This window comes from Acidisphaera sp. S103 (genome assembly GCF_009765975.1).
In the GTDB taxonomy this organism is placed as follows: domain Bacteria; phylum Pseudomonadota; class Alphaproteobacteria; order Acetobacterales; family Acetobacteraceae; genus Rhodopila.
In genome coordinates, this window is the sequence record NZ_LMUJ01000015.1 from 1 (window position 1) to 17,932 (window position 17,932).

At 65.1% G+C, this 17,932-nt stretch carries 19 protein-coding genes and 1 pseudogene; 10 read left to right on the forward strand and 10 right to left on the reverse strand.

Annotation, left to right across the window (positions count from 1 at the left end):
- Nucleotides 1-279 precede the first annotated feature (279 nt).
- Nucleotides 280-1,290, reverse strand: a complete 1,011-nt coding sequence (locus GSQ89_RS01385; RefSeq protein WP_158921254.1) for a hypothetical protein — start codon at nt 1,288-1,290, stop codon at nt 280-282.
- Nucleotides 1,291-1,398: 108 nt separating this feature from the next.
- A complete protein-coding gene (locus GSQ89_RS01390) occupies nt 1,399-1,968 on the reverse strand; it encodes a tetratricopeptide repeat protein (protein WP_158921256.1) in 570 nt (189 codons plus the stop codon).
- A 183-nt stretch (nt 1,969-2,151) separates the two neighbouring features.
- Here GSQ89_RS01390 and GSQ89_RS01395 point away from each other — a divergent pair, with 183 nt between their 5' ends.
- Nucleotides 2,152-3,111 (forward strand): tetratricopeptide repeat protein, encoded by a 960-nt coding sequence (locus GSQ89_RS01395; protein ID WP_158921258.1) that lies wholly within the window; start codon nt 2,152-2,154, stop codon nt 3,109-3,111.
- 573 nt (nt 3,112-3,684) lie between these two features.
- On the opposite strand, the gene GSQ89_RS01400 is transcribed toward GSQ89_RS01395, so the two are convergent.
- From GSQ89_RS01400 to GSQ89_RS01435, 8 genes and pseudogenes are all read right to left on the reverse strand, one after another.
- A complete protein-coding gene (locus tag GSQ89_RS01400) occupies nt 3,685-5,013 on the reverse strand; it encodes a type II and III secretion system protein family protein (RefSeq protein WP_158921260.1) in 1,329 nt (442 codons plus the stop codon).
- Nucleotides 5,001-5,927, reverse strand: coding sequence for a hypothetical protein (locus tag GSQ89_RS01405; RefSeq protein WP_158921271.1), 927 nt, complete (start codon nt 5,925-5,927; stop codon nt 5,001-5,003). Before GSQ89_RS01405 ends, GSQ89_RS01400 begins: the two co-directional genes overlap by 13 nt.
- On the reverse strand, nt 5,924-7,585 hold the full coding sequence (locus GSQ89_RS01410; RefSeq protein WP_158921273.1) for a hypothetical protein: 1,662 nt from the start codon (nt 7,583-7,585) through the stop codon (nt 5,924-5,926). The genes GSQ89_RS01405 and GSQ89_RS01410 overlap by 4 nt, the downstream gene beginning before the upstream one ends.
- A gap of 119 nt (nt 7,586-7,704) precedes the next feature.
- Nucleotides 7,705-8,751 carry an EscU/YscU/HrcU family type III secretion system export apparatus switch protein gene (locus GSQ89_RS01415; RefSeq protein WP_158921275.1) on the reverse strand — a complete coding sequence of 349 codons (1,047 nt, stop codon included), beginning with the start codon at nt 8,749-8,751 and terminating at the stop codon, nt 7,705-7,707.
- A gap of 3 nt (nt 8,752-8,754) precedes the next feature.
- Nucleotides 8,755-9,471: a type III secretion system export apparatus subunit SctT gene (sctT, locus tag GSQ89_RS01420; RefSeq protein WP_158921277.1), complete on the reverse strand. Its 717-nt coding sequence runs from the start codon at nt 9,469-9,471 to the stop codon at nt 8,755-8,757.
- Nucleotides 9,472-9,550: 79 nt separating this feature from the next.
- The gene (locus GSQ89_RS01425; RefSeq protein WP_254073027.1) at nt 9,551-10,750 is read right to left on the reverse strand and encodes an FHIPEP family type III secretion protein; all 1,200 of its coding nucleotides are present in this window, start codon (nt 10,748-10,750) and stop codon (nt 9,551-9,553) included.
- 46 nt (nt 10,751-10,796) lie between these two features.
- Nucleotides 10,797-10,997: pseudogene (locus GSQ89_RS39960) on the reverse strand (hypothetical protein); the annotation flags it as partial.
- A 55-nt stretch (nt 10,998-11,052) separates the two neighbouring features.
- Nucleotides 11,053-11,238 carry a hypothetical protein gene (locus tag GSQ89_RS01435; protein ID WP_158921283.1) on the reverse strand — a complete coding sequence of 62 codons (186 nt, stop codon included), beginning with the start codon at nt 11,236-11,238 and terminating at the stop codon, nt 11,053-11,055.
- Nucleotides 11,239-11,783: 545 nt separating this feature from the next.
- Between GSQ89_RS01435 and GSQ89_RS01440 the strand changes: the two genes are divergently transcribed.
- From GSQ89_RS01440 to GSQ89_RS39735, 9 genes are all read left to right on the forward strand, one after another.
- On the forward strand, nt 11,784-12,707 hold the full coding sequence (locus GSQ89_RS01440; RefSeq protein WP_158921285.1) for a hypothetical protein: 924 nt from the start codon (nt 11,784-11,786) through the stop codon (nt 12,705-12,707).
- 36 nt (nt 12,708-12,743) lie between these two features.
- Nucleotides 12,744-13,883 carry a DUF1521 domain-containing protein gene (locus GSQ89_RS01445; RefSeq protein WP_158921287.1) on the forward strand — a complete coding sequence of 380 codons (1,140 nt, stop codon included), beginning with the start codon at nt 12,744-12,746 and terminating at the stop codon, nt 13,881-13,883.
- Nucleotides 13,884-13,950: 67 nt separating this feature from the next.
- Nucleotides 13,951-14,370: a hypothetical protein gene (locus GSQ89_RS01450; protein ID WP_158921289.1), complete on the forward strand. Its 420-nt coding sequence runs from the start codon at nt 13,951-13,953 to the stop codon at nt 14,368-14,370.
- Complete coding sequence (locus tag GSQ89_RS01455) at nt 14,367-14,765, forward strand: hypothetical protein (protein WP_158921291.1); 399 nt, start codon at nt 14,367-14,369, stop codon at nt 14,763-14,765. The genes GSQ89_RS01450 and GSQ89_RS01455 overlap by 4 nt, the downstream gene beginning before the upstream one ends.
- A 16-nt stretch (nt 14,766-14,781) precedes the next feature.
- Nucleotides 14,782-15,162 (forward strand): hypothetical protein, encoded by a 381-nt coding sequence (locus GSQ89_RS01460; RefSeq protein ID WP_158921292.1) that lies wholly within the window; start codon nt 14,782-14,784, stop codon nt 15,160-15,162.
- Nucleotides 15,159-15,731, forward strand: coding sequence for a FliH/SctL family protein (locus GSQ89_RS01465; protein WP_158921294.1), 573 nt, complete (start codon nt 15,159-15,161; stop codon nt 15,729-15,731). Before GSQ89_RS01460 ends, GSQ89_RS01465 begins: the two co-directional genes overlap by 4 nt.
- Nucleotides 15,724-17,064 (forward strand): FliI/YscN family ATPase, encoded by a 1,341-nt coding sequence (locus GSQ89_RS01470; RefSeq protein ID WP_216855958.1) that lies wholly within the window; start codon nt 15,724-15,726, stop codon nt 17,062-17,064. The genes GSQ89_RS01465 and GSQ89_RS01470 overlap by 8 nt, the downstream gene beginning before the upstream one ends.
- On the forward strand, nt 17,061-17,537 hold the full coding sequence (locus GSQ89_RS01475; RefSeq protein ID WP_158921299.1) for a YrhA family protein: 477 nt from the start codon (nt 17,061-17,063) through the stop codon (nt 17,535-17,537). Before GSQ89_RS01470 ends, GSQ89_RS01475 begins: the two co-directional genes overlap by 4 nt.
- Before the next feature lie 110 nt (nt 17,538-17,647).
- A complete protein-coding gene (locus GSQ89_RS39735) occupies nt 17,648-17,770 on the forward strand; it encodes a hypothetical protein (protein WP_256367293.1) in 123 nt (40 codons plus the stop codon).
- The last annotated feature ends 162 nt before the right edge of the window (nt 17,771-17,932 follow it).

Genomic DNA, 17,932 nt, shown 5'->3' on the forward strand with positions numbered 1-17,932 from the left:
GATCCAGCCGCGTGGCGGAGGCTGGGAAATATTTGTAGCCGGCGCCGACCTCGATAGCGTCACTCTCTGCGATGATCTGGCCGTTCAGGGTTGCGCGCATGGTTTGGGTCTTTCGGATCAGAGCTGTCTGTCAACTGTGTTCGCTTGCGGGTATGCACAAATGACAGTTTGTCCGGATTCGCATGACTCAGTTTCATGCGCTCCAGGTTTGACTACTCAAGGACTTTGACACCGTCGCGCTCGCCCTCCGGCTTCGCGATGCGCCGATACCTTGCACCGTCAATGGCGTGCCGTCCGGAGGCTTCGCCGCACAAGTTCGTCGAACGCGGCGAAAATCCGGTCGACATGCGGGTTCTTGCAGGCCAGGACGCTGCTTTCGTCTTCCGGATGCACCAGCATGGTGGTGTTGGCCTCGAACAGCAGAACGCGTCCATCGGGCGGTATCGTGAAGTCGATCCCGCAATAGTCGAGGTCCATGCGCTGGCCGATGGCCTCGATCACCGCGAAGGCGCGCTGGCCCAGCGCGGCGGGTGCGTCTTCCAGGAACCTAAGTTCCTCGGCGCGTTTCCATGGATGCGCTTCCATGTCGGCGGAGAAGTAATGCACCAGCCAATGCAACGAGATCGCCAGATGATACGGATAGGGTTTGCGATCGATGAAGATCACCCGGTATTTGCGATAGAGTCCGTCATGCGAGGCATAGTCGTGGAATGCGGTGACGTACATCGCGTCGTCGTAGCCGATCGATTCGCAGGCCTGTGCCAGGGTTTCCTCGGTCGCGATCCGCTGGACGGACTCGCCGCCGTGCAAACCCGCACCGCGCAAGATCAGCGGCAGGCCGATGCCGGCTTCTGCCAGCAGTTGCGCCCGTCCGGGATGGCGCAACGCAGCGCCGGGCGTTCGCAGCACGCGCGGTATCACCAAGCCGTCGATTCCTCCGGGCAGGTTGGGGATCAGATCGCGACGGGTGCGTTGTACTTTTCGTGGATCGTTCAGCAGTTTCACGCCGCAACGATCCTGGAAGCTTACGGCTTGTTCCAGTGCGGCGGCACCCTGGTCGGCATCACCGACCAGGGTGAATGCCAGATCGTAGGGCGGCAGGTGGTGTTCGTGTTCGTCGCCGGCGTACTGGATGTGCCAGTCGATCATGGTCATTGGCAGCCGCCCGAGCAGATGATGCTTGGGGATGTTGCCATCAAGTGACCACAGCACGAGAAGCGTCCCGATCGGGCGGACCGGCGGGGGTTGCACCACGAAACTCTGCCGGCGGTATTTTTGTGCGGCCAGCACACGTCCTTCGGCCTTTCGTCCCTGCTGATAGTGAATGTGGATCAGGTTCTCGGCGGCGAGCAGCAGGTCGGGATCGATTGCCAGGGCTTCACGCAGACACGCTTCCGCCTAAGGATGCACATTCAAGCGAAACAGTGACACGCCGAGGGTGGTCAATGCCGGCGCGATCGGCGCGGCTCCCGGCGGATGCAGCACACGCAGGATAGCGAGTGCTTCTTCCTGGTAGCAGCGGGCTTCCTCGTGCTGGTTCAACCGGGAAGCGGTTTCGCCCAGGATGCTGAGTGTCGCCGCCAGGTCTGGGTGCCACCGGTCGAGCAGATTTCGTTGCGTCGACAGGACGTTGGCGTACTGTTCCCGCGCCGCTTCCAACTGGCCCAGTGCGATCAGGGTCGTGCCGAGGCCTTGGCGTATGGTGCAGATGGCGGGATGTGCCTGACTGGACAGTGACAACTGCGTGTCCAGGGCTTCCTGGTGCCAACGCAGGGCGGTTTCGTGATCGCCTAGCGCTTGCAGGGTCCAGGCATAACCGACCATAGCGCGCACCTTGGCGGGATGATCGGATCGCAATTCTGGCAATACCGTTTGATAGGTGGCGCGGGCGGCGGCGAAATCGCGCTGTGCGGCGTGTTCCTCGGCGCGTGCGATCAGATCCTCGTCGATCGTTTCGGATGTCTGCATGGCCGGCTTCCTTCTGCGCGCGGAGGCAAACGAAGCTTGCGCGGCAGGGCCAAGTCAATAAATCACGCCGTGAGCAGTACGACATTTGCATGACGATGACGTCGCGATGGATTGATCGGCAATATTGCTTGCCCTGGCGCAATGTCGTTGCTTTCCGCGATGGTTCGCGGCTAGGCGCAGTGCATGCGTAATGCCCGCTCGTTCTTTATGTTGTCCCTGTTGGCGTCGTGCGCCGGATGCACGTCGCAGGCTCCGGCGCCACACGATCTGTCGGCCGAGCAGCGGCCCGGGATGTTGACGCGGCTGGGCGATGACATGCGGCGAAATGGCGATACGTCGGGTGCGGTCAATCTGTACCGAGCGGCGTCACAGGCCGAACCCCCTGACGGAGCACCGCTGGGGCGCATGGGCGACGCGTTCCTGGACATGAACGATCCGGCGCGGGCGGAACAGGCATTCCGCGGCCAGCTTGTGATCGACCCCGGCAATACGGCAGCAGAACGTGGCCTTGCGCTGGCCCTGCTCGCGCAGGGTCGAGCGGCCGAGGCGCTGCCGTCGCTGCAAAAATTGGCGGATGGTTCGTCCGATCTGCGTCTGTTACGCGCCGAGGGCACCGCGCTGGATATGGTCGGGCAGGCACCGCAGGCGCAGGCAGTGTACCGGCAGGCACTGCGGCTGGCGCCGATCGACGCCGACCTGCACGGTAATCTCGCTTTGTCGCTGGCGCTCAGCGGGGATCGGGCAGAGGCTCTGAATGAGATGCAGGCCGCCGTGGCGTCGCCCACGCCCGATCCGCGGCAGGAGACCAACGCCGTGCTGGTGCTTGCGCTGACAGGCAATGCCTCGGCTGCCGAGGCTCGCGGCGATGCGACGATCGGTGCGGCCGCGACACAGATCCTGCTGGCACGGGCACAGCAGGCCCTGGCGGGTTCGGACGCTCGGCAGCGTGCCGCCGCGATCGGTGTGCTGACCAGCAACACTGCCCAGCCGCCACCGGTGGGTTCGACCCTGTTGCCCGCGGCGGTTATTGCCCTGCCGGCAGTGGTCCAAGCAGCGGGCTCGCCGCCCCAACCGACGTCGCCGTCGTCGAGCCCGACCCCGATTGATCGCCCGACCCCTGGGATGCACCTTGCGTCCCCGTAGACTGCGCGGGATCGTTCCGGTGGTAATAGCGTTCGATCGCCGCCGCGAAGGGTGTTGCCGCGGCGGGCGGTAAAGGCCGCCCGCGCAGCAGGTCCGACGGTTGGATCGTCTGTACCTCTATGTCCAACGCCGTCGCGCAGCCCGGTGGCAACAGTACCGGTGCATCGTCATCATTGCTCGGCCAGATCGAACCGAGCTGCCGCACGCCGGGGCCGTGGCAGGAGTCGGCGACGATGGATGGGCCGGGCATGATCAGCAGCGCCTGGTCCGGCGGTATGGTCGGTATGGTTTCGTACCGGACTGGCCGAGACAACTGACGTCCTACCGCGCGTGTGTGTTCGGCGGCGAGTGGGCCCGCGGTCTGCAGGACCGGCACGACCTGGATCGGAAGCGTTTGCCGCAGTTGTTGCAGTTCCGCTTTCTCCGGCGGGGACAATTCGTTGGTGCCGGGCGCGAAAACCAAGGGCAACTGCGTCGTTGCGGATGTGTGGTATTGTGAGGCAGGCGGTGGCGGTCCTGGCACGCAGGCTGCCATAGGCAGCGCGCAAACCAGCATAATCGAATACGGGCGCATCAGTTTGCTACAAAGCCGGCGGGCACCGTCTGTGCCTGCGGGGACGGCGACGGCGGTTGGTCGGTCGGCAACGGGAACGCGTTGGGGTTTGACACTGGCTGTGTGAGGTACGGTGTCACCAGGATCACAAGTTCGGTCTCATCACGCTGATAGGCGGTGGAGCGGAACAATGCGCCCAGCACCGGCACGTCGCCAAGGAACGGAAATTTGTTGATGTTGTTTTGTTCATTGCGCTGATAGAGGCCGGCAATGGCCAGCGTTTGGCCGCTTGCCATCTCGACATTCGCCTCGGCGTCGCGTTCGACGAACGATGGCACCGACACACCTGAAATGGTGACCGCGTTGGCACTGCTGATCTCGCTTACCGATGGGTGGACACGCATGGCGATGCGATCTCCGGGCAGGATGGTCGGCGTAAACGCCAGCGCGACGCCGAACGATTTGTACTGGATGGTGGTGACGCCGAAGGATTGCGGCACCGGGATCGGCACCTCGCCACCGGCATGGAAATTCGCGGTCTCACCTGACAGCGTCGTTAGATTCGGCTCCGCCAGCACGGTCAGCAGCCCTTCGCTCTGCAGCGCGTTCAACAGGCTGGTGGCACTGACGCGCGCACCGGTCACGCCGAGACCGGCCTGACCGAAATTCGCCGTCGAGCTGCCGCCGGTTAGTGACGTGGTCAATGTGCTGCCGGCGCTTTGCCCCAGAAAGCTGCCGGTCACCAGGCTGACGACGGCGCCGCCGGGGTTGGCGAGGATGTTCAGGTTAAGACCAAGCTGGTTGAAGGTGGTGCGGGAGACCTCGGCGATACGGACACGCAACGTGACCTGCTGCGCGCCGGCAAGTTGGGTACGATCGAGCGGCGGCAGCTTGCCGGCGTTGAAGGCTTGGGCGGTGGACTGCGTTTCCAGGGCCTGCCCGAGGTCGGCGACTGGGCCGCGTACGACCAGACGGTTGCCTTCGAAACCGATCGCGACCGCGCTGCCTTGTGGCAGGGCTGCCTGGGCGGCTGCGCCGCTACGCCGTACCGCGAGCGTAAGCTGCGCGGCGATGCCACTGTCGCTTCCGGTGGCGGACAGCGTGGTCTGGCCTGGCTTACGGCCATAGATGTAGAGTTCGCGGGGTGTTACCACCTGGACGTCCGCGATGGAGTTGTCGCCGACCAGCACGTTCGTTACGTTCTGGTTGAGGCGCAGCAGCCGCCCTTCGCTGACAGTCAGCGCGACATAGCCATGCGTATCGGCCACCTGCGCTCGGGCCACACGCAGCGACAGGACGGCCAGGATGAGCAGAAGGCTCAGTCGTAAAGCCGAGGTCATGGGTGACATGATGCGAAGTTCGCCATCGCGTCGGGCCGCATGACGTTGCAGGTGGGTGAATAGGAGCGCATGGCGCCCTCCAGTTGGTGATTGAGAAGATTCTGTCTTTGCAGCCGGTCCACCAGGGCGCCTTGGGTGCCGCCAGAGCCGCCGCCGCCACTGTGGCGGGATGCGGTCGCACCGACGACGGCCATCATCTCGGCCAGATTGAGCTGCTGGCCGGCCGTATCGGGCGCCGCCATGATCTTCGCTCGATAGGTCTGGACGATGGTTGCCCGTTTTTGCTGGGGCATGGCTCGCAGGAATGCAGGTGCGTAGGGCAGGTCGCGTTCGGCATGCGCCATTGCGTCCTGCATCCCATTATCCATCGCGGGATACGCACGGGGCAGAGTTGCGCTCATCTGGGCAACGAAATCGGGGCCTGGCGCCGGCACGTTGAACGTTGCGGCGCCGACCGCATCGGCGTGCTGGAACACGCGCAGGGTTTGTTCGGTGATCAGCCGCTTATGGGCCGCATCGAACACGACGACAGGATCGTGTACCGTAATGATTCGAGCTTCCATGGCCTGCTGTTGTTGCAGGGTGGGATTAACCGCCTCGTGAAGCTGCGCGTTCAGGCGGCCGGTTTCGCGCGCCAATGCGATCAGGGGGGCATCGGCCTGGGCGAGCATGTGCAGCAGTTTTGTTGCGCCGGCGTCGGCGGCGATCTCCGCTCGCGGCGAGTCCCGCAGTTCCTGCTGGACCATGTCGGCGGCTTCCTGTTGTTCCTGGGCGGACAAAGGCGAACCGCCGCCGTAGAATTGCAGCAACGCGATCTCATGCTGTGTGATCGTGGCGGCGTCCGGCGGCGGTGCCGCGGTGGCGGGTGGGATTGCGAGCACGGCCAGCAACAGCGCGCGGGCCAGGATGGATCGTGGAGTCATCGTTGTCTCCACAGTTCGATGGCGTGGATTGGCGGTGGATTGTTGGTCAGCCGTCCCAGGCACACCGCAAGCGCCAGTGCCTCCAGCGGGCCGATGCCGTCGAAACGGCCCTGGCGGATCTGGTCCATGGCCGTTTGTCCCAGGCCGTACAGGCCAGCGGCGATGCGGGTGGGATCACCTGACTGTGCCAGGTTCACGAAGCGGCCGCGGTCGAGTGGCGGGGTGGACGCCGGCGGTGCCATGCGCCCGTCCAGTACGACGGAGATGCTGGCCTGCAGCGCACGGTCCTGGGCGTCGCGTGGCGGCTGTGCCATCGCCAGGGCACAGGTGCGGGCGACCATCGCCCATGCCTCCTGCGCCCTGGCGCCAGCCGGTCCAGTGATGCGTGAGGCGAAACGCAGGGCCGTTATCGCGGTGTCGAAGCGATGCAGGGCGGCGGTTGCCGTGATGCCATAGAGTATGTCGTGAGACAGCGATTGGTCATCGCCGGCCGCTGCGTCGTGACGATGGATCGAGGACATCTGCCATGGGCCGCCGGCATGTTCGGCCAGCCATGCGCCGTCGGCCGAACGCATTACCTGCACCTGCCCGGGTGTCGCAACGGTCAGCACGCCCAGGGCAGGCGGCTTGCGGATCCCGGCGAATGAAAGCCATAGCGGCGAGCCGTCCCAGGTCGTGAAGCCCTCCCCTGGTCGCAGCACGGACAGTCCGGCCTGTTGCACCATCAGACTTCGATATAAAGCTGCCGCGCGCAACGTGGCCGCGGATACGTCGTCGGCTTCGACCGTTACCAGTGTCTTTGTGTCGTCCAGCCGTGAGATCGGTGCGCCGTTCACCGCTGGGGCGAAATCAATCGGAACGGGACGGCGTTCGGAATAGGATACCATGTCGCGGTCGGCGCCGGCCGAACCGTTGCGCGATCTTGGGTCCACGCGGCTGGTGGCGGATGTTGGCGCGAATGCCGACAGCGCGGCAGCGGCCAACGCCGCTTGGGAGGCCGGGGACAAGTCGAGTTGGACGATCGCCGCATGTGCCGTGCCGCCGGTCCGATATGGGGCCGGACCAACCGGAGATTGTTGCGTGGTTGGCCCTGATCCCATTGCGGGCGCGCTGGGTGCCTCGGCACGCCCAGTGGACATGGCGACGCCGGGTGCTTCCTGCGTTTCGCGTGGCGCGATCGTCGGCGTGGCGGCGGGGGAGGACAGTGCCGCGGCCGTCCTGGGTGCCAGAACCGGTGCCGCCTGCTGTGCGGTCGGCCCTGTCGCGCGGGTGATCGGCGATGCCACGGATTCGGTCGTGCCGTTGGCCGATGCCGGTGTCGGCCTTGCGGCGGGCGCACCGTTGGTCGGGACGTTGTTGGCGTTATAACCCGCGGCCCGCAGCACCGCGGCAAGCTGGGACGGCAGGGTGGCCGATTGTGCCAACGGAGACCGCAGGCCGCCCGGACCGACGTCCTGTCCGGCGACGGATGCGTCGACCGGTGCCAACTGATCCAGCACGGGCGTGGGATCGGTCAGACCGGCCGGCCGCTGGGTCAGCCCTTCCGCTGTTGTTGTATCCGAAACGACAGCCTGCCGCGGCAATACAGTGTTCAGCACCGTGGGCGTCTTGACCTCCGGCACGATCGCGGCCGTGATGTCGACGTCGGGCACTGGCACAGCGATGCCTCGAAGTACCTCGTTCCATTGCTGAGGCGAACCGGTCGCTTCGGATTGCAACAGCTCCGATAACAGTCCACCGCCGGTGATGCCATGGCCTGACGCTGCCCCCGACATCGCTACACCACCCCGGCGCGCGACAGCGCCAATGCGACGGGGCGGAACAGATGCTCCGGGATGCCGTGGCCGGGCGGCACGCGATACAGGCCAGCCGCCAGGCTGGCGTCCTCGGTGGAGGGCAGCCGCATCTCGCGTGCCTCCGCCAGCATGCCCGCGGCGCGTGTGCCGCGGGCGCGGCAGACCACGACCGGCGCCGGCATTTCCCGGATTTTGTAACGCAACCCGATCGTGATCTCGCCGCCGTCATGCACCACGACACTGGCTCGGCGCAGTCCCAGTCCGCCGGCGAGGCGCACGGCTTCCCGCATGATGCGCCGGCGTTCGCGACGTAAATGCGGATCGCCTTCCATATCCTTTCGTTCACGCTTCATTTCGCTTGGGCTCATTTTCTGGTCGCGGCGGAACAGCCAGCGCTGCAGTCCGACATCGATCAGGCCGGCGATCAGGAACACCGTCCCCACGCCCATGAACAGCGGCAGGGTCAGGGCATGCATCACGCCCGGCACGCAGTCCATGCCGCAACCGGGCAGCCGCACCAGCGCGTTCAATCCGCCAGCCAGCACCGTCACGGCCAGCGTGGTGATCAGCACTAGCTTGACCAGCGACTTCGCCACCTCGATGACGGAACGAACGCTGAATAGCCGATTAAATCCTTCGGCCGGATTGATCCTCTCCATGCGCGGCAGCAACGGATCGACAGCGAACGGGATGCCCTGCAGCATGACGATCGACGCGAGCACGACCAGCAACGGCACCAGCACCAGCAACGGCAACACGGCGCGAACGGCGGCTACCATCACCACGTCCGACGTTGCCTGTAATCCGGCGGTGAAATCCCCGGCGGCGACCTGGCCGGCGGTTTCGAACATGATGACGCATGCGGCGACGATGCCGCCGCCGCCGATCAGCAGGTAGCCCAGGCCGCCGACCAGCGAGGCACCGGTGGTCAGATCGCGGCTGCGCGCCACCTGGCCCTTCTCACGCGCGTCGCGCAGCTTCTTGCGTGATGGCGGAAGGGTTTTTTCCTCGCTCTGATCGTTTGCCATGGGTCAGTGCCCGGACAGCAGGCGCAACTCGTCCTGCACATGCGGCAGCACCACCAGGCTGCCGCGCATATAGGTAATCAAGAATACCGCGTAGACCGGCAGTCCGACGACCTGCACCAGCCCCTTTACCGACATCGACAGGTCGAACACGTTCATTTGCGGCACGAACCGGCTGATCAGCGCGAGCGACAGTTCGGCCAGCACCATCGCGATCAGCAACGGTGACGCCAGCAGCAGCCCGGATGCGAGAATAGTGTCGAGCAGGCCGAGGACATGCATGATCGCGTCGGGTGCGAGATGCGGCACGAGATCGCCGGCGGGCCAGATCCGATAGCTTTGCGACAGCGCATCGATCAGCCAGTGCATGCCGCCGGACAGCAGGAAGATGGTGGTCAGGGTCAGCACCATCAGGGTGGCGGTGGCGCCCGATTCCTCCTCCCCCGCCGCATGCGGCGTGACCGCGCCGCGGGAGCCGCGCTGCTGGTCGATCAGTTCGCCGGCGGTTTCGACGATCCAGAAGGGTGCCGCGAAGATGACACCGAGCAGGAAACCGATCAGACCTTCCTTGGCGGCCAGGAAGGCGAGATGGGCGCCGGTTAGCGGTGCCGCCGCCAATTGGCTCATCAGTAACGGCAACAGCAGCAGTGCCAGCGCCCCGGCGACACCGGCGCGATGCATGCCGGTGAGGCCGAGGCGAGTGGAGATCGGCAGGATCTGCAACAGGCCAGACAGCGGGCGACGCCCAGGCCGAAGGCTGCCAGCGGCAATTTTGCTATGGCCAGGATTGTCGCCAGGGGCATCATGCCGCCTGCTCCGCCATTGGACGTTGGGCCAGTTCCGGTGTTCCGCCGGACAGGCGGATGGTGCCGAGCGGCTGCACGGTGAAATCGGACAGCAGGTCGTGAAACGACAGTACGGGGGCGTCGACGCCGTTGTTGACCAGCAGGCCGCGCAGATGGCGGCGTAAATCCACCGCCGTCAGGACCACCGGGCCCGGTCCACGCGAGACGCTGATTTCGGCCCGCACGCGTTCCACCAGTGCGGCCATCGCGCCTTCTGCGAGGTTGAGCCGGGCGCCATTGCCCATCTGCTGCACCGCGTTGCGCAGCAGTGATTCCGCCTCGGCGTCGACGATGAACACGCCGATGACACCCAGCGGGTCGGCGTAGGCATGGCAGATCTGGCGGCGCATGCCGGCGCGGACGACCTCGGCCAGCGCGGCCGAATCCTGTTCCCGGGCCGCATGTTCCAGCATCGATTCGAGCAGCCCGCGCAGGTTGCGGAGTGACAGACCCTCGTCGAGCAACCTGCGAAACAAATCGGCGGCGCGTTGCAGTGGCACCACTCGTTGCACTTCGCGCACAAATTCGCCCCATTGCTGCTCGCCGGCGGCGAGGATCTGCCGAGCTTCCTGGATGCCGATGATCTGGCTGGCGTGCCTGCGCAGTACGTGGATCATTGCGTGGCCGACCACATCGACCGGGTCCATGATGCCTACCCCGCTGTCGGCAAGCGGAGCGCGCTGCGCGGTGGGAACCCACGCTGGTTCGGCGACACCTGGAAGGGCGCGTCCGCGGGTAACGGTGACGCCGGCCAGTTCGGCATTTTCGGTTTCATCGCGCAACAGCAGGCTGTCGGGTGGAATTTCTCCATCGCCGAGTGGCACGCCATCGAGGTCGATCCGGAAGCCGCGATCCGGCAGTGCACCTGCCAGGACGTCGGCGGTCGGCACCGGAATACCGAGTTCGCGGGCCAGCATGGCGGCGGCACGGGCGATGGCGTCGCACAGCCGATCGATCGTGAACTCGGTCGACAAGGGTTGGGACACGACCACCTGTATCCAGGCGGGCGGCTGCGGCATCGCCAGTTTCGGCCGTGTATCTTGTTTCAGGGCGGCTTGGCGCCGTGCCGACGCTCGGGCCATCAGACCAAGGCCGACGGCGACCGCCAGGAAGATGATGGTGGGGAACACCTTCCACGTGGGCGGTGATACTCGCACGGTCGGGCGCGAATTCCATTGTCGCGTGTTCGGCGATGATGGACGGATCAGCCAGCACGATTTCGTTGGCCGCATCGGAGCCGAGGCGATGACGCCCCGGGACCAGGGTCACGATCGCGCCGGCATGCGGTCCGTCCGCGATCTCCAGACGCCAGCCGGAGCTCTCCGCGGTTGGATCTTGCATAACGGCTGGCTCCTCCCCGCTTATTACGTTGCCCAAACCCGGGACGTTCGGAGCCCCGGACATTCGCCCGGGAACTCCGATGTCGATAGGTCTTGCCAAAAATCGTTAGGCTAGTGGATCAGACTTCCGGCTTCGCCTTAGCGGCGTCGGTGGCGAGGCCGCCGAGAGTCTGTACCATGAACTGGTTGAAGCTGGACTTCGCGGCGTAGGTGTAAAGTCCGAGTTCCTTGCTGTTCATATCATCCTGCAGCGTATCCAACTGCGAGCTGAGTTGGCCTGACGAGATTCCGGTGGTGGTGGACATGGTGGCCTCCTGGCTGGTTGAAACGATGTGCAAATCGACGTCACGCCGATGACCTGCTCCGCATAGGCCGAGAAACGTTTGATTGCTGTGCCCGGCCTTGTCGGTGCCACTCCATAATGCAATGGCTCGCAACAAGTGAATTTTACCGTAACATGCTACGATACCTTCCCCTTGTCTGAGAGTTCTGAGCATCTCCCGAGACATCGTGCATCGTGGTCTGCCGTCGCGGCGATCACGAGAAGAATGGAGACCACATCGGTCGATCGCATGTCAACGCAGTTCAACCGTCAACAGCGGTAATCGTTCTTCACGACTCGGTAGTAACACTAGGGTCACCTAAGTTTAGCATCGCTCTCCCGATGGTGATGCCCGCTGATTGACGGTGATCATTAAGGTGCCATTGGCAACGTGATCGGTAACGGAATGGGTTATCTTCGATTCTGGCCGTTGCTGGCGTCATTTTTAATTGGCACGGTTTGGGTCGTGGAGGTTATCATTACTTGTAAGCAGTAACATCGCATATGCACCGTGGTCGGCCCGGGCCGATGATCGTGCGTGCGCGCCAGATTGATCGTTGCTGTACCGCGATCTGTGTCGCGACTTTTCTGCTGGCCGCCACGTCGGCCGTGGCGGCACCGTTGCCGAACCCGCGCCAGATGATCAGTTATTCGGTGGTCGATCAGGATTTGCGCGACACGCTGACGGGCATCGGAGAACAGCTTGGCCTGCGGATCAGCATCAGTGCGAAGATTCACGGCCGTGTGCATGGCCGGATGCCCCCTGCCACCGCCGAACAGACGCTCAACCGGCTGGCGTCACTGTATGGGTTCGACTGGTACTGCGACGGCCGTACACTATATATATCCGCATATGATGAAGCCGTGTCGAAGGTGCTGCCCCTGGGACCGGTCGGCGCCGACGAGCTGGAGCAGACACTGGACGAGCTTGGCGTCAGCGACCGGCGATGGCCGGTGCGTTTCGCCCGAGCGCCGGGCGTGGCGGCGGTCGACGGTCCGCCGCGCTACGCGGCCCTGGTTGACGAAACGCTGACCGCCCTGGCGCTGGCCGCGAAAAGCGGTGTGACGGAAGTGCGCGTTTTCCGCGGCGCGGCCGCAAGTCCATGCCGATCATTCAACGACAAGAGTGCGTGCAGGGCCGATTGGTCCGGCAAGGCTCCTGGCAGGCGGCGCGTGCCGATGGCCGCCAGCCTGGGGATGGAAGCATCCATCCGATCATCGGCGAACCAGGCAGGAAGATGGAGAACAGACATGTTTGACGGAATCATAGGCGCCATCGACGGGATCGTCGGCGGCCTCGACGGCGGTGGCGGCGGTGGTGGCGATTTCCTGAGCGAGCTGATGGATGCCTTCGAGGGCTCCGGCTCACAGGGTGGCGGAAGCAACGGCACGATGAGCGAGATCGGCCAGATCGCCGGCGACGTGCTGCCGCTGGTCGCGGCGTTTCTCTGAACGGTCCTCTCGGGCCAATACGCAAGGGCAATATTGATGAGCGACACACTTCAGCTTCAAGGAAGTGCGGGCCTGGGCTTCACCGGCGCCGAATCGCCGTTTCTCACTTCCTATCAGGGGTTGAGCGGCAGCGAAATGATCGGCCTGGCTGACGCCCAATCCATGTACAGCCCGACACCGCCGCAAGCCAACCAGCAGCAGGCGATGCAGTACGTCGAGGCAGCGGCGCAGGCGACCGACCCGCAGCTTCAGCAGCAGCTTCTGGAGCAGGCGATCTCCATGCTGCAAGGCGGCGGGTCGAACCCCGCGCCACAGCCGATCAGCACGCCGATCGCGTCGCCGATCCTGTCGACACCGATCAGCACAACGGCGGCAACCAGTACCGATCCGTCGCTGATGGTATCGAGCAATTCCGTGAACACTGGCGAGTATACCATCACGGGCAGCACCAACGATGATGGTTCGCTGACGATCACCAACAACCAGACCGGGCAGAGCAGAGCAGAGCAGAGCAGAGCAGAGCAGAGCAGAGCAGCGCAGAGCAGCGCAGCGCAGCGCAGCGCAGCGCAGCGCAGCGAGGTTTGGGGCGATCCGCATCTGAAGGTCAATGGCCAGACGATCGCGGATTTCCAGAAGGATGACCTGAACATCCAGTTGCAGGATGGCACGGTAATCCACATCGATCCGACCGCGACCAACAGCGATGGCGTTTCGCACATCGCCCAGGTCTCGATCACCAATGGCGATCAGTCGGTCACGATGGGTGGCACCGGCACGAACGGCTTCCAGCAGGGTGTCACCACGTCTGGCGTCAACGATGACGCCAGCTTCCAGTCGGCGCTGTACAACACGCCTTCGGCCACTGACATCACCCTCGGGGCCGATGGCAACCTGTACTACAACAACGCGAATGGCAGCATGAGTGCCGAGATCACCGCGCAGCCGGACGGTGGCCAGACCGACCTGGATGGAGCCGGCGGCGGGTTGGTCGGCGGTACCGGGTCGACCGGCACGACGGCATCCGCCTTCACCGCGGCCGATTCCACCGGCGGTATGCAGCAGACCATGAACCAGTTGCTGGGGCTGTTGGGTCAAAACCAGGACAGCTTCTACTCGATCATGATGATGCAGACACTGTCGAGCATGATGTCGCAGTCGGGCTACGCGCAAGCCTGACCGGCTGAAGTCGAGGGCCGGCGGTTACGGCTGCCGGCCCACGCTTTTCGACTAACGAAGGATCACGATGTCAGCTTTGCCGCAAATACCACCGACTCCGCCCGTGCCGCCGACGCAACTCGATGCGTTTCGCCTGGCGTTGAACGGCGCGGGTGCGGCGTTGAACGCCAACCCCGATGCGATCGGCAAGACATTGCTGTCCGGTATCGATAGTTTCAACACGAATGAAGCCAATTTCAGGACCGCGGTGGAGCAGGCGGTGGCCGGCGACCCGGCACGCACCGGCACCGCGACTGATAATGATCCGGCTTCGACGACCGAACGCGGCATGACGGCCGCCCAGGCCCTGGATAAGGGCCAGGCGCTGGAGCGCCAGTCGTTGGGGGTGATGATGCAGACCTATAGTTTCGCGCTGGAAGCGACGCTGGTCAGCAACGCCGCGACGACGTTCACCAGTTCCGTCAATGCCCTGATTAAGAGGCAATGACCGCTCGTCGCATTCTTCCCCTGGTCCCGCTGCTGCTGCTTGCGGCCTGCAAGACGCAGCTCAATGCTGGGCTGACAGAGCGGCAGGCCAACGAGGAAACGGCGTTGCTGTTGCGCAACGGCATCCCGGCCAGCCGAGACACCGATCCGAAGACCGGCACGCTGACGGTGTGGGTCGAACAGAGCCGTTTCGCCGACGCGGTCGATCTGCTGCGTGTCCATGGTCTGCCGAAGCAGCATTTCGATTCGATCGCCGATGTCTTCAAGGGCAACGGCCTCGTCGTTTCGCCGACCGAAGACCGGGCTCGGATGGTCTATGCGCTGGATGAGGAGTTGTCGTCGGGTATCGCGTTATCTGGTGGATCGCCTGGGGCATGGCGACGGCTCGGCGCTTGACCCAACGGATCTGGCGTTGGCCTGCGCGGATGTCGGCACGCTGCGGGGCGTGGCGGCGCAAGCGGGTGCCGTGTGGCACGCTCGGCGGGTGTGCGCTCTGGTGCGCGGCGCCGATATCGCGGAGCTGGGCGATCAGTTGAGCGAGGCGGTGCGTCACGCGGCGCTTCGGCACGTGGCGTTGACGCCCGAGGACGTGGACGCCACTCCGTCCCTGGTGGCGGATATCATGCGCGACGGACGTGGTTGCATGGCAGCGTGGATCGCCGCATTGCCGGACTGGGTGTCGGCGCGCGTGCGGCTGAAATGGGCGGATGCGTCTCAGCCGCCGGCCGGCGCGCGGACGCAGGCCGCGGTGGCCATCGTGCGTACGCTCGCCGCCGAGGCGTTGGCGGCATGAGCGCGTCCGTCATCGTGCCGCTGCGGCGTATCCTGAGCGCCGAGGAAGCGGGGCTGTATCGTTCGGCGGCGGATGCGCTTCGAGCGGCCGAGACCACCGCAGCGGCGGTATGCCAGGAGGCAGCGCGGCTGGCCGAGGCCGCGTATGCCGCGCATCTGGCCGAGGCCGATCGGAAAGCGCAGGCGGTACGGGCTCGTATTCTCGCGGAGACCAGTGCCGCCGTGCAACGCACGCTGGCCACCTTGCCGAAGGAGATCGCTGAGGCGATTGCCGAGGGGGTCACCAAGGTTGTGGGTGGCCTTGATCTTGCCGAAGCGGTGGCGCGTGCCGCCCGGCGGGCCGTGGCGGAGTTGGCGGATCGGCACGCAGCCATCGTGCATGTGCATCCCTCGGCCGTGGTGGTCACCCGAGCACGCCTGGGTGGTGCTGTCCGGGTGGTGGGCGATGACGGTCTGGAACCGGACGCGTGCGTGGTCGAGACCCCGTCCGGTTCGGTGCGGGCCGGGTTGAGCGAACAACTGGCGTCGTTACGGGCGGCGATGATCGCGACGGTGGATGGCGATGTCTGACGCCGCGCAAATTCCATCACCGATGCCACGGCTGCGGGCGGCCATCGCCCAGTGCCGGACCCGGGTAATGCGCGGGCGTATCGTACGGATTTCCGGCACGATGATCGAGGCTCGCATCGACGGCGTGCGGGTGGGTGAACTGTGCCGGTTGCGCGACCCGTATGGCGCGCAGATCGAGGCCGAGGTGGTCGGGATCAATGACGGACGGGCCTTCCTGACGCCGATCGGTTCGATCGCCGGGCTGTCGTCACTGGCGGAGGTAGAACCGTCGGAGCGCCGGCTGGGTGTGCCGGTGGGGATGGCGGTGGGGATGGCGCTGCTGGGGCGGGTGCTGGACGGGCTGGGACGTGTGCTGGACCGGCCGGACGACGGCTGGCCGGTGGAAGCCACCATCTCGATCGACGGGGCGCCACCGCCGCCCCTGTCTCGGCCACCTGTGTCACGCCTGCTGCCCCTGGGCTGTCGCGCGATCGATGGGTTGATGACGTGTGCTGAGGGCCAGCGCATCGGGATCTTCGGTCCGGCCGGTGCGGGCAAGTCGCGGCTGATCGCTCGTATTGTGCAGCACGCCGCGGCGGATGTATTCGTGGTCGCGCTGGTCGGCGAGCGTGGGCGGGAGGTGGGCGAGTTCCTGGAACACACGCTGGGTCGTACGGCGCGGGCTCGCGCGGTGGTAGTGGCGGCGACGTCCGACCGGCCGGCGCTGGAGCGGGTGAAGGCTGCGCAGGTCGCCACCGCGATCGCCGAATGGTTTCGCGATCGTGGCAAGCGCGTGGTGCTGCTGGTCGACAGCCTGACCCGGCTGGCGCGGGCGTGGCGGGAGATCGGGCTGGCGGCGGGCGAGCCACCGACGCGGCGCGGCTATCCGCCATCGGTGTTCGCCGCTCTGCCGCAGCTGCTGGAACGCGCGGCGCCTAATCAGTCCGGCACGATCACCGGATTTTATACCGTACTGGCGGAAGGCGAGTTGGCATCCGATCCGATCGCGGAAGAAGTGAAGTCCATCCTCGACGGCCACCTGATCTTGTCGTCGAAGCTGGCGGAAGCGGGGCATTATCCGGCGATCGATGTGCTGGCGAGCGGCAGCCGCGTGATGGACCGGGTGGTGGATCGAACGCAGCGCGAGGCGGCGATTCATCTGCGGCGTCTGCTGGCGCGTCACGATGAGATCGAGCTGTTGGTGCGCATCGGCGAATACCAGGCCGGCAACGATCCATTGGCCGATGAGGCGCTGCGCAAGATCGAAGCGATCCGCGCCTTCCTGCGCGAGACCGAAGATCAGGCAACGCCGTACGCCGTGATGCTGCGCCGGATGCGGGAGCTTGCGGCATGACGACGTCCATTCTGCCGTGTGGAGAGCCAGCCGTGCCGGAACTTGAAGATCTACTCGCGCGTATCGATACCGAGAAACGCATATTCGATCAGATCGTGTGGCCGCCTGCCTCGGCAGACGCCTTCGAGGGGTTGGGCGTGTTTGCGCGCGATACGCTTCAGACTGAACTGCCGCCCGGCTATATCGCGTTGTTGCGGCGGAATGATGGCATCGACTTCAACAGCTATGCCATCTACGGCGCAAACGAACACGCCAGGCCGTTCCTGTCGGGTTTCGCCGAAGCCAACATGCGGCTTTCGGATCCGGCGGCGAAGTTCGTCTTCTATGGCGACACCGGCCATGAATTTTATGCCCAGGAGCGGCAGAGCGGCACATGGGTTGTGTTGGATAGCCCTTCGCTGGATGCGATCGTGCGCTTTCCGAGTTTCGATACGCTGCTGATGCATGTGCTGACACTCGCCTGCGCAGAATGAATTGCGACGGAGCCATGATGTATTTGGACGACATCGATGTTCTGCTGCGGATCAAGCATGCACGTGAGCAGCGAGCCGAGATCGCATTGCACCAGGCGTAGGCGGCGTGCGTGCGGGCGCGGAAGGCGCATGGGCGGGCCGAGGCGGCGGTGACGGACTATGCCGCGACGCGGCCGGCGGAAGAGGCGGCGATCTACCGGTGCCTGACCGCCGGTCCCGTTGCCGCCCACTAGGTGTGCCGTGCGGCGGCGCAGTTGTCCGAGATCGCCGCGCAGGCCGAGGTCTTGCGGCAGCGACTGGTACAGGCGGGGGAGCATAAGGCGGCCTGCGACATGACCTCGGACGCGGCACGTGGCACGCACGCAACGGCATCACGTGAGGTGATGGGTGCATCG

Coding starts and splice junctions, on each gene's coding strand:
- GSQ89_RS01405 (WP_158921271.1), bottom strand. CDS start 5,927: ATGACTCCACGATCCATCCTGGCCCGCGCGCTGTTGCTGGCCGTGCTC.
- GSQ89_RS01465 (WP_158921294.1), top strand. CDS start 15,159: ATGAGCGCGTCCGTCATCGTGCCGCTGCGGCGTATCCTGAGCGCCGAG.
- GSQ89_RS01400 (WP_158921260.1), bottom strand. CDS start 5,013: ATGTCACCCATGACCTCGGCTTTACGACTGAGCCTTCTGCTCATCCTG.
- GSQ89_RS01450 (WP_158921289.1), top strand. CDS start 13,951: ATGTCAGCTTTGCCGCAAATACCACCGACTCCGCCCGTGCCGCCGACG.
- GSQ89_RS01390 (WP_158921256.1), bottom strand. CDS start 1,968: ATGCAGACATCCGAAACGATCGACGAGGATCTGATCGCACGCGCCGAG.
- GSQ89_RS01395 (WP_158921258.1), top strand. CDS start 2,152: ATGCGTAATGCCCGCTCGTTCTTTATGTTGTCCCTGTTGGCGTCGTGC.
- GSQ89_RS01445 (WP_158921287.1), top strand. CDS start 12,744: ATGAGCGACACACTTCAGCTTCAAGGAAGTGCGGGCCTGGGCTTCACC.
- GSQ89_RS01470 (WP_216855958.1), top strand. CDS start 15,724: ATGTCTGACGCCGCGCAAATTCCATCACCGATGCCACGGCTGCGGGCG.
- GSQ89_RS01435 (WP_158921283.1), bottom strand. CDS start 11,238: ATGTCCACCACCACCGGAATCTCGTCAGGCCAACTCAGCTCGCAGTTG.
- GSQ89_RS01475 (WP_158921299.1), top strand. CDS start 17,061: ATGACGACGTCCATTCTGCCGTGTGGAGAGCCAGCCGTGCCGGAACTT.
- GSQ89_RS01415 (WP_158921275.1), bottom strand. CDS start 8,751: ATGGCAAACGATCAGAGCGAGGAAAAAACCCTTCCGCCATCACGCAAG.
- GSQ89_RS01440 (WP_158921285.1), top strand. CDS start 11,784: ATGATCGTGCGTGCGCGCCAGATTGATCGTTGCTGTACCGCGATCTGT.
- GSQ89_RS01455 (WP_158921291.1), top strand. CDS start 14,367: ATGACCGCTCGTCGCATTCTTCCCCTGGTCCCGCTGCTGCTGCTTGCG.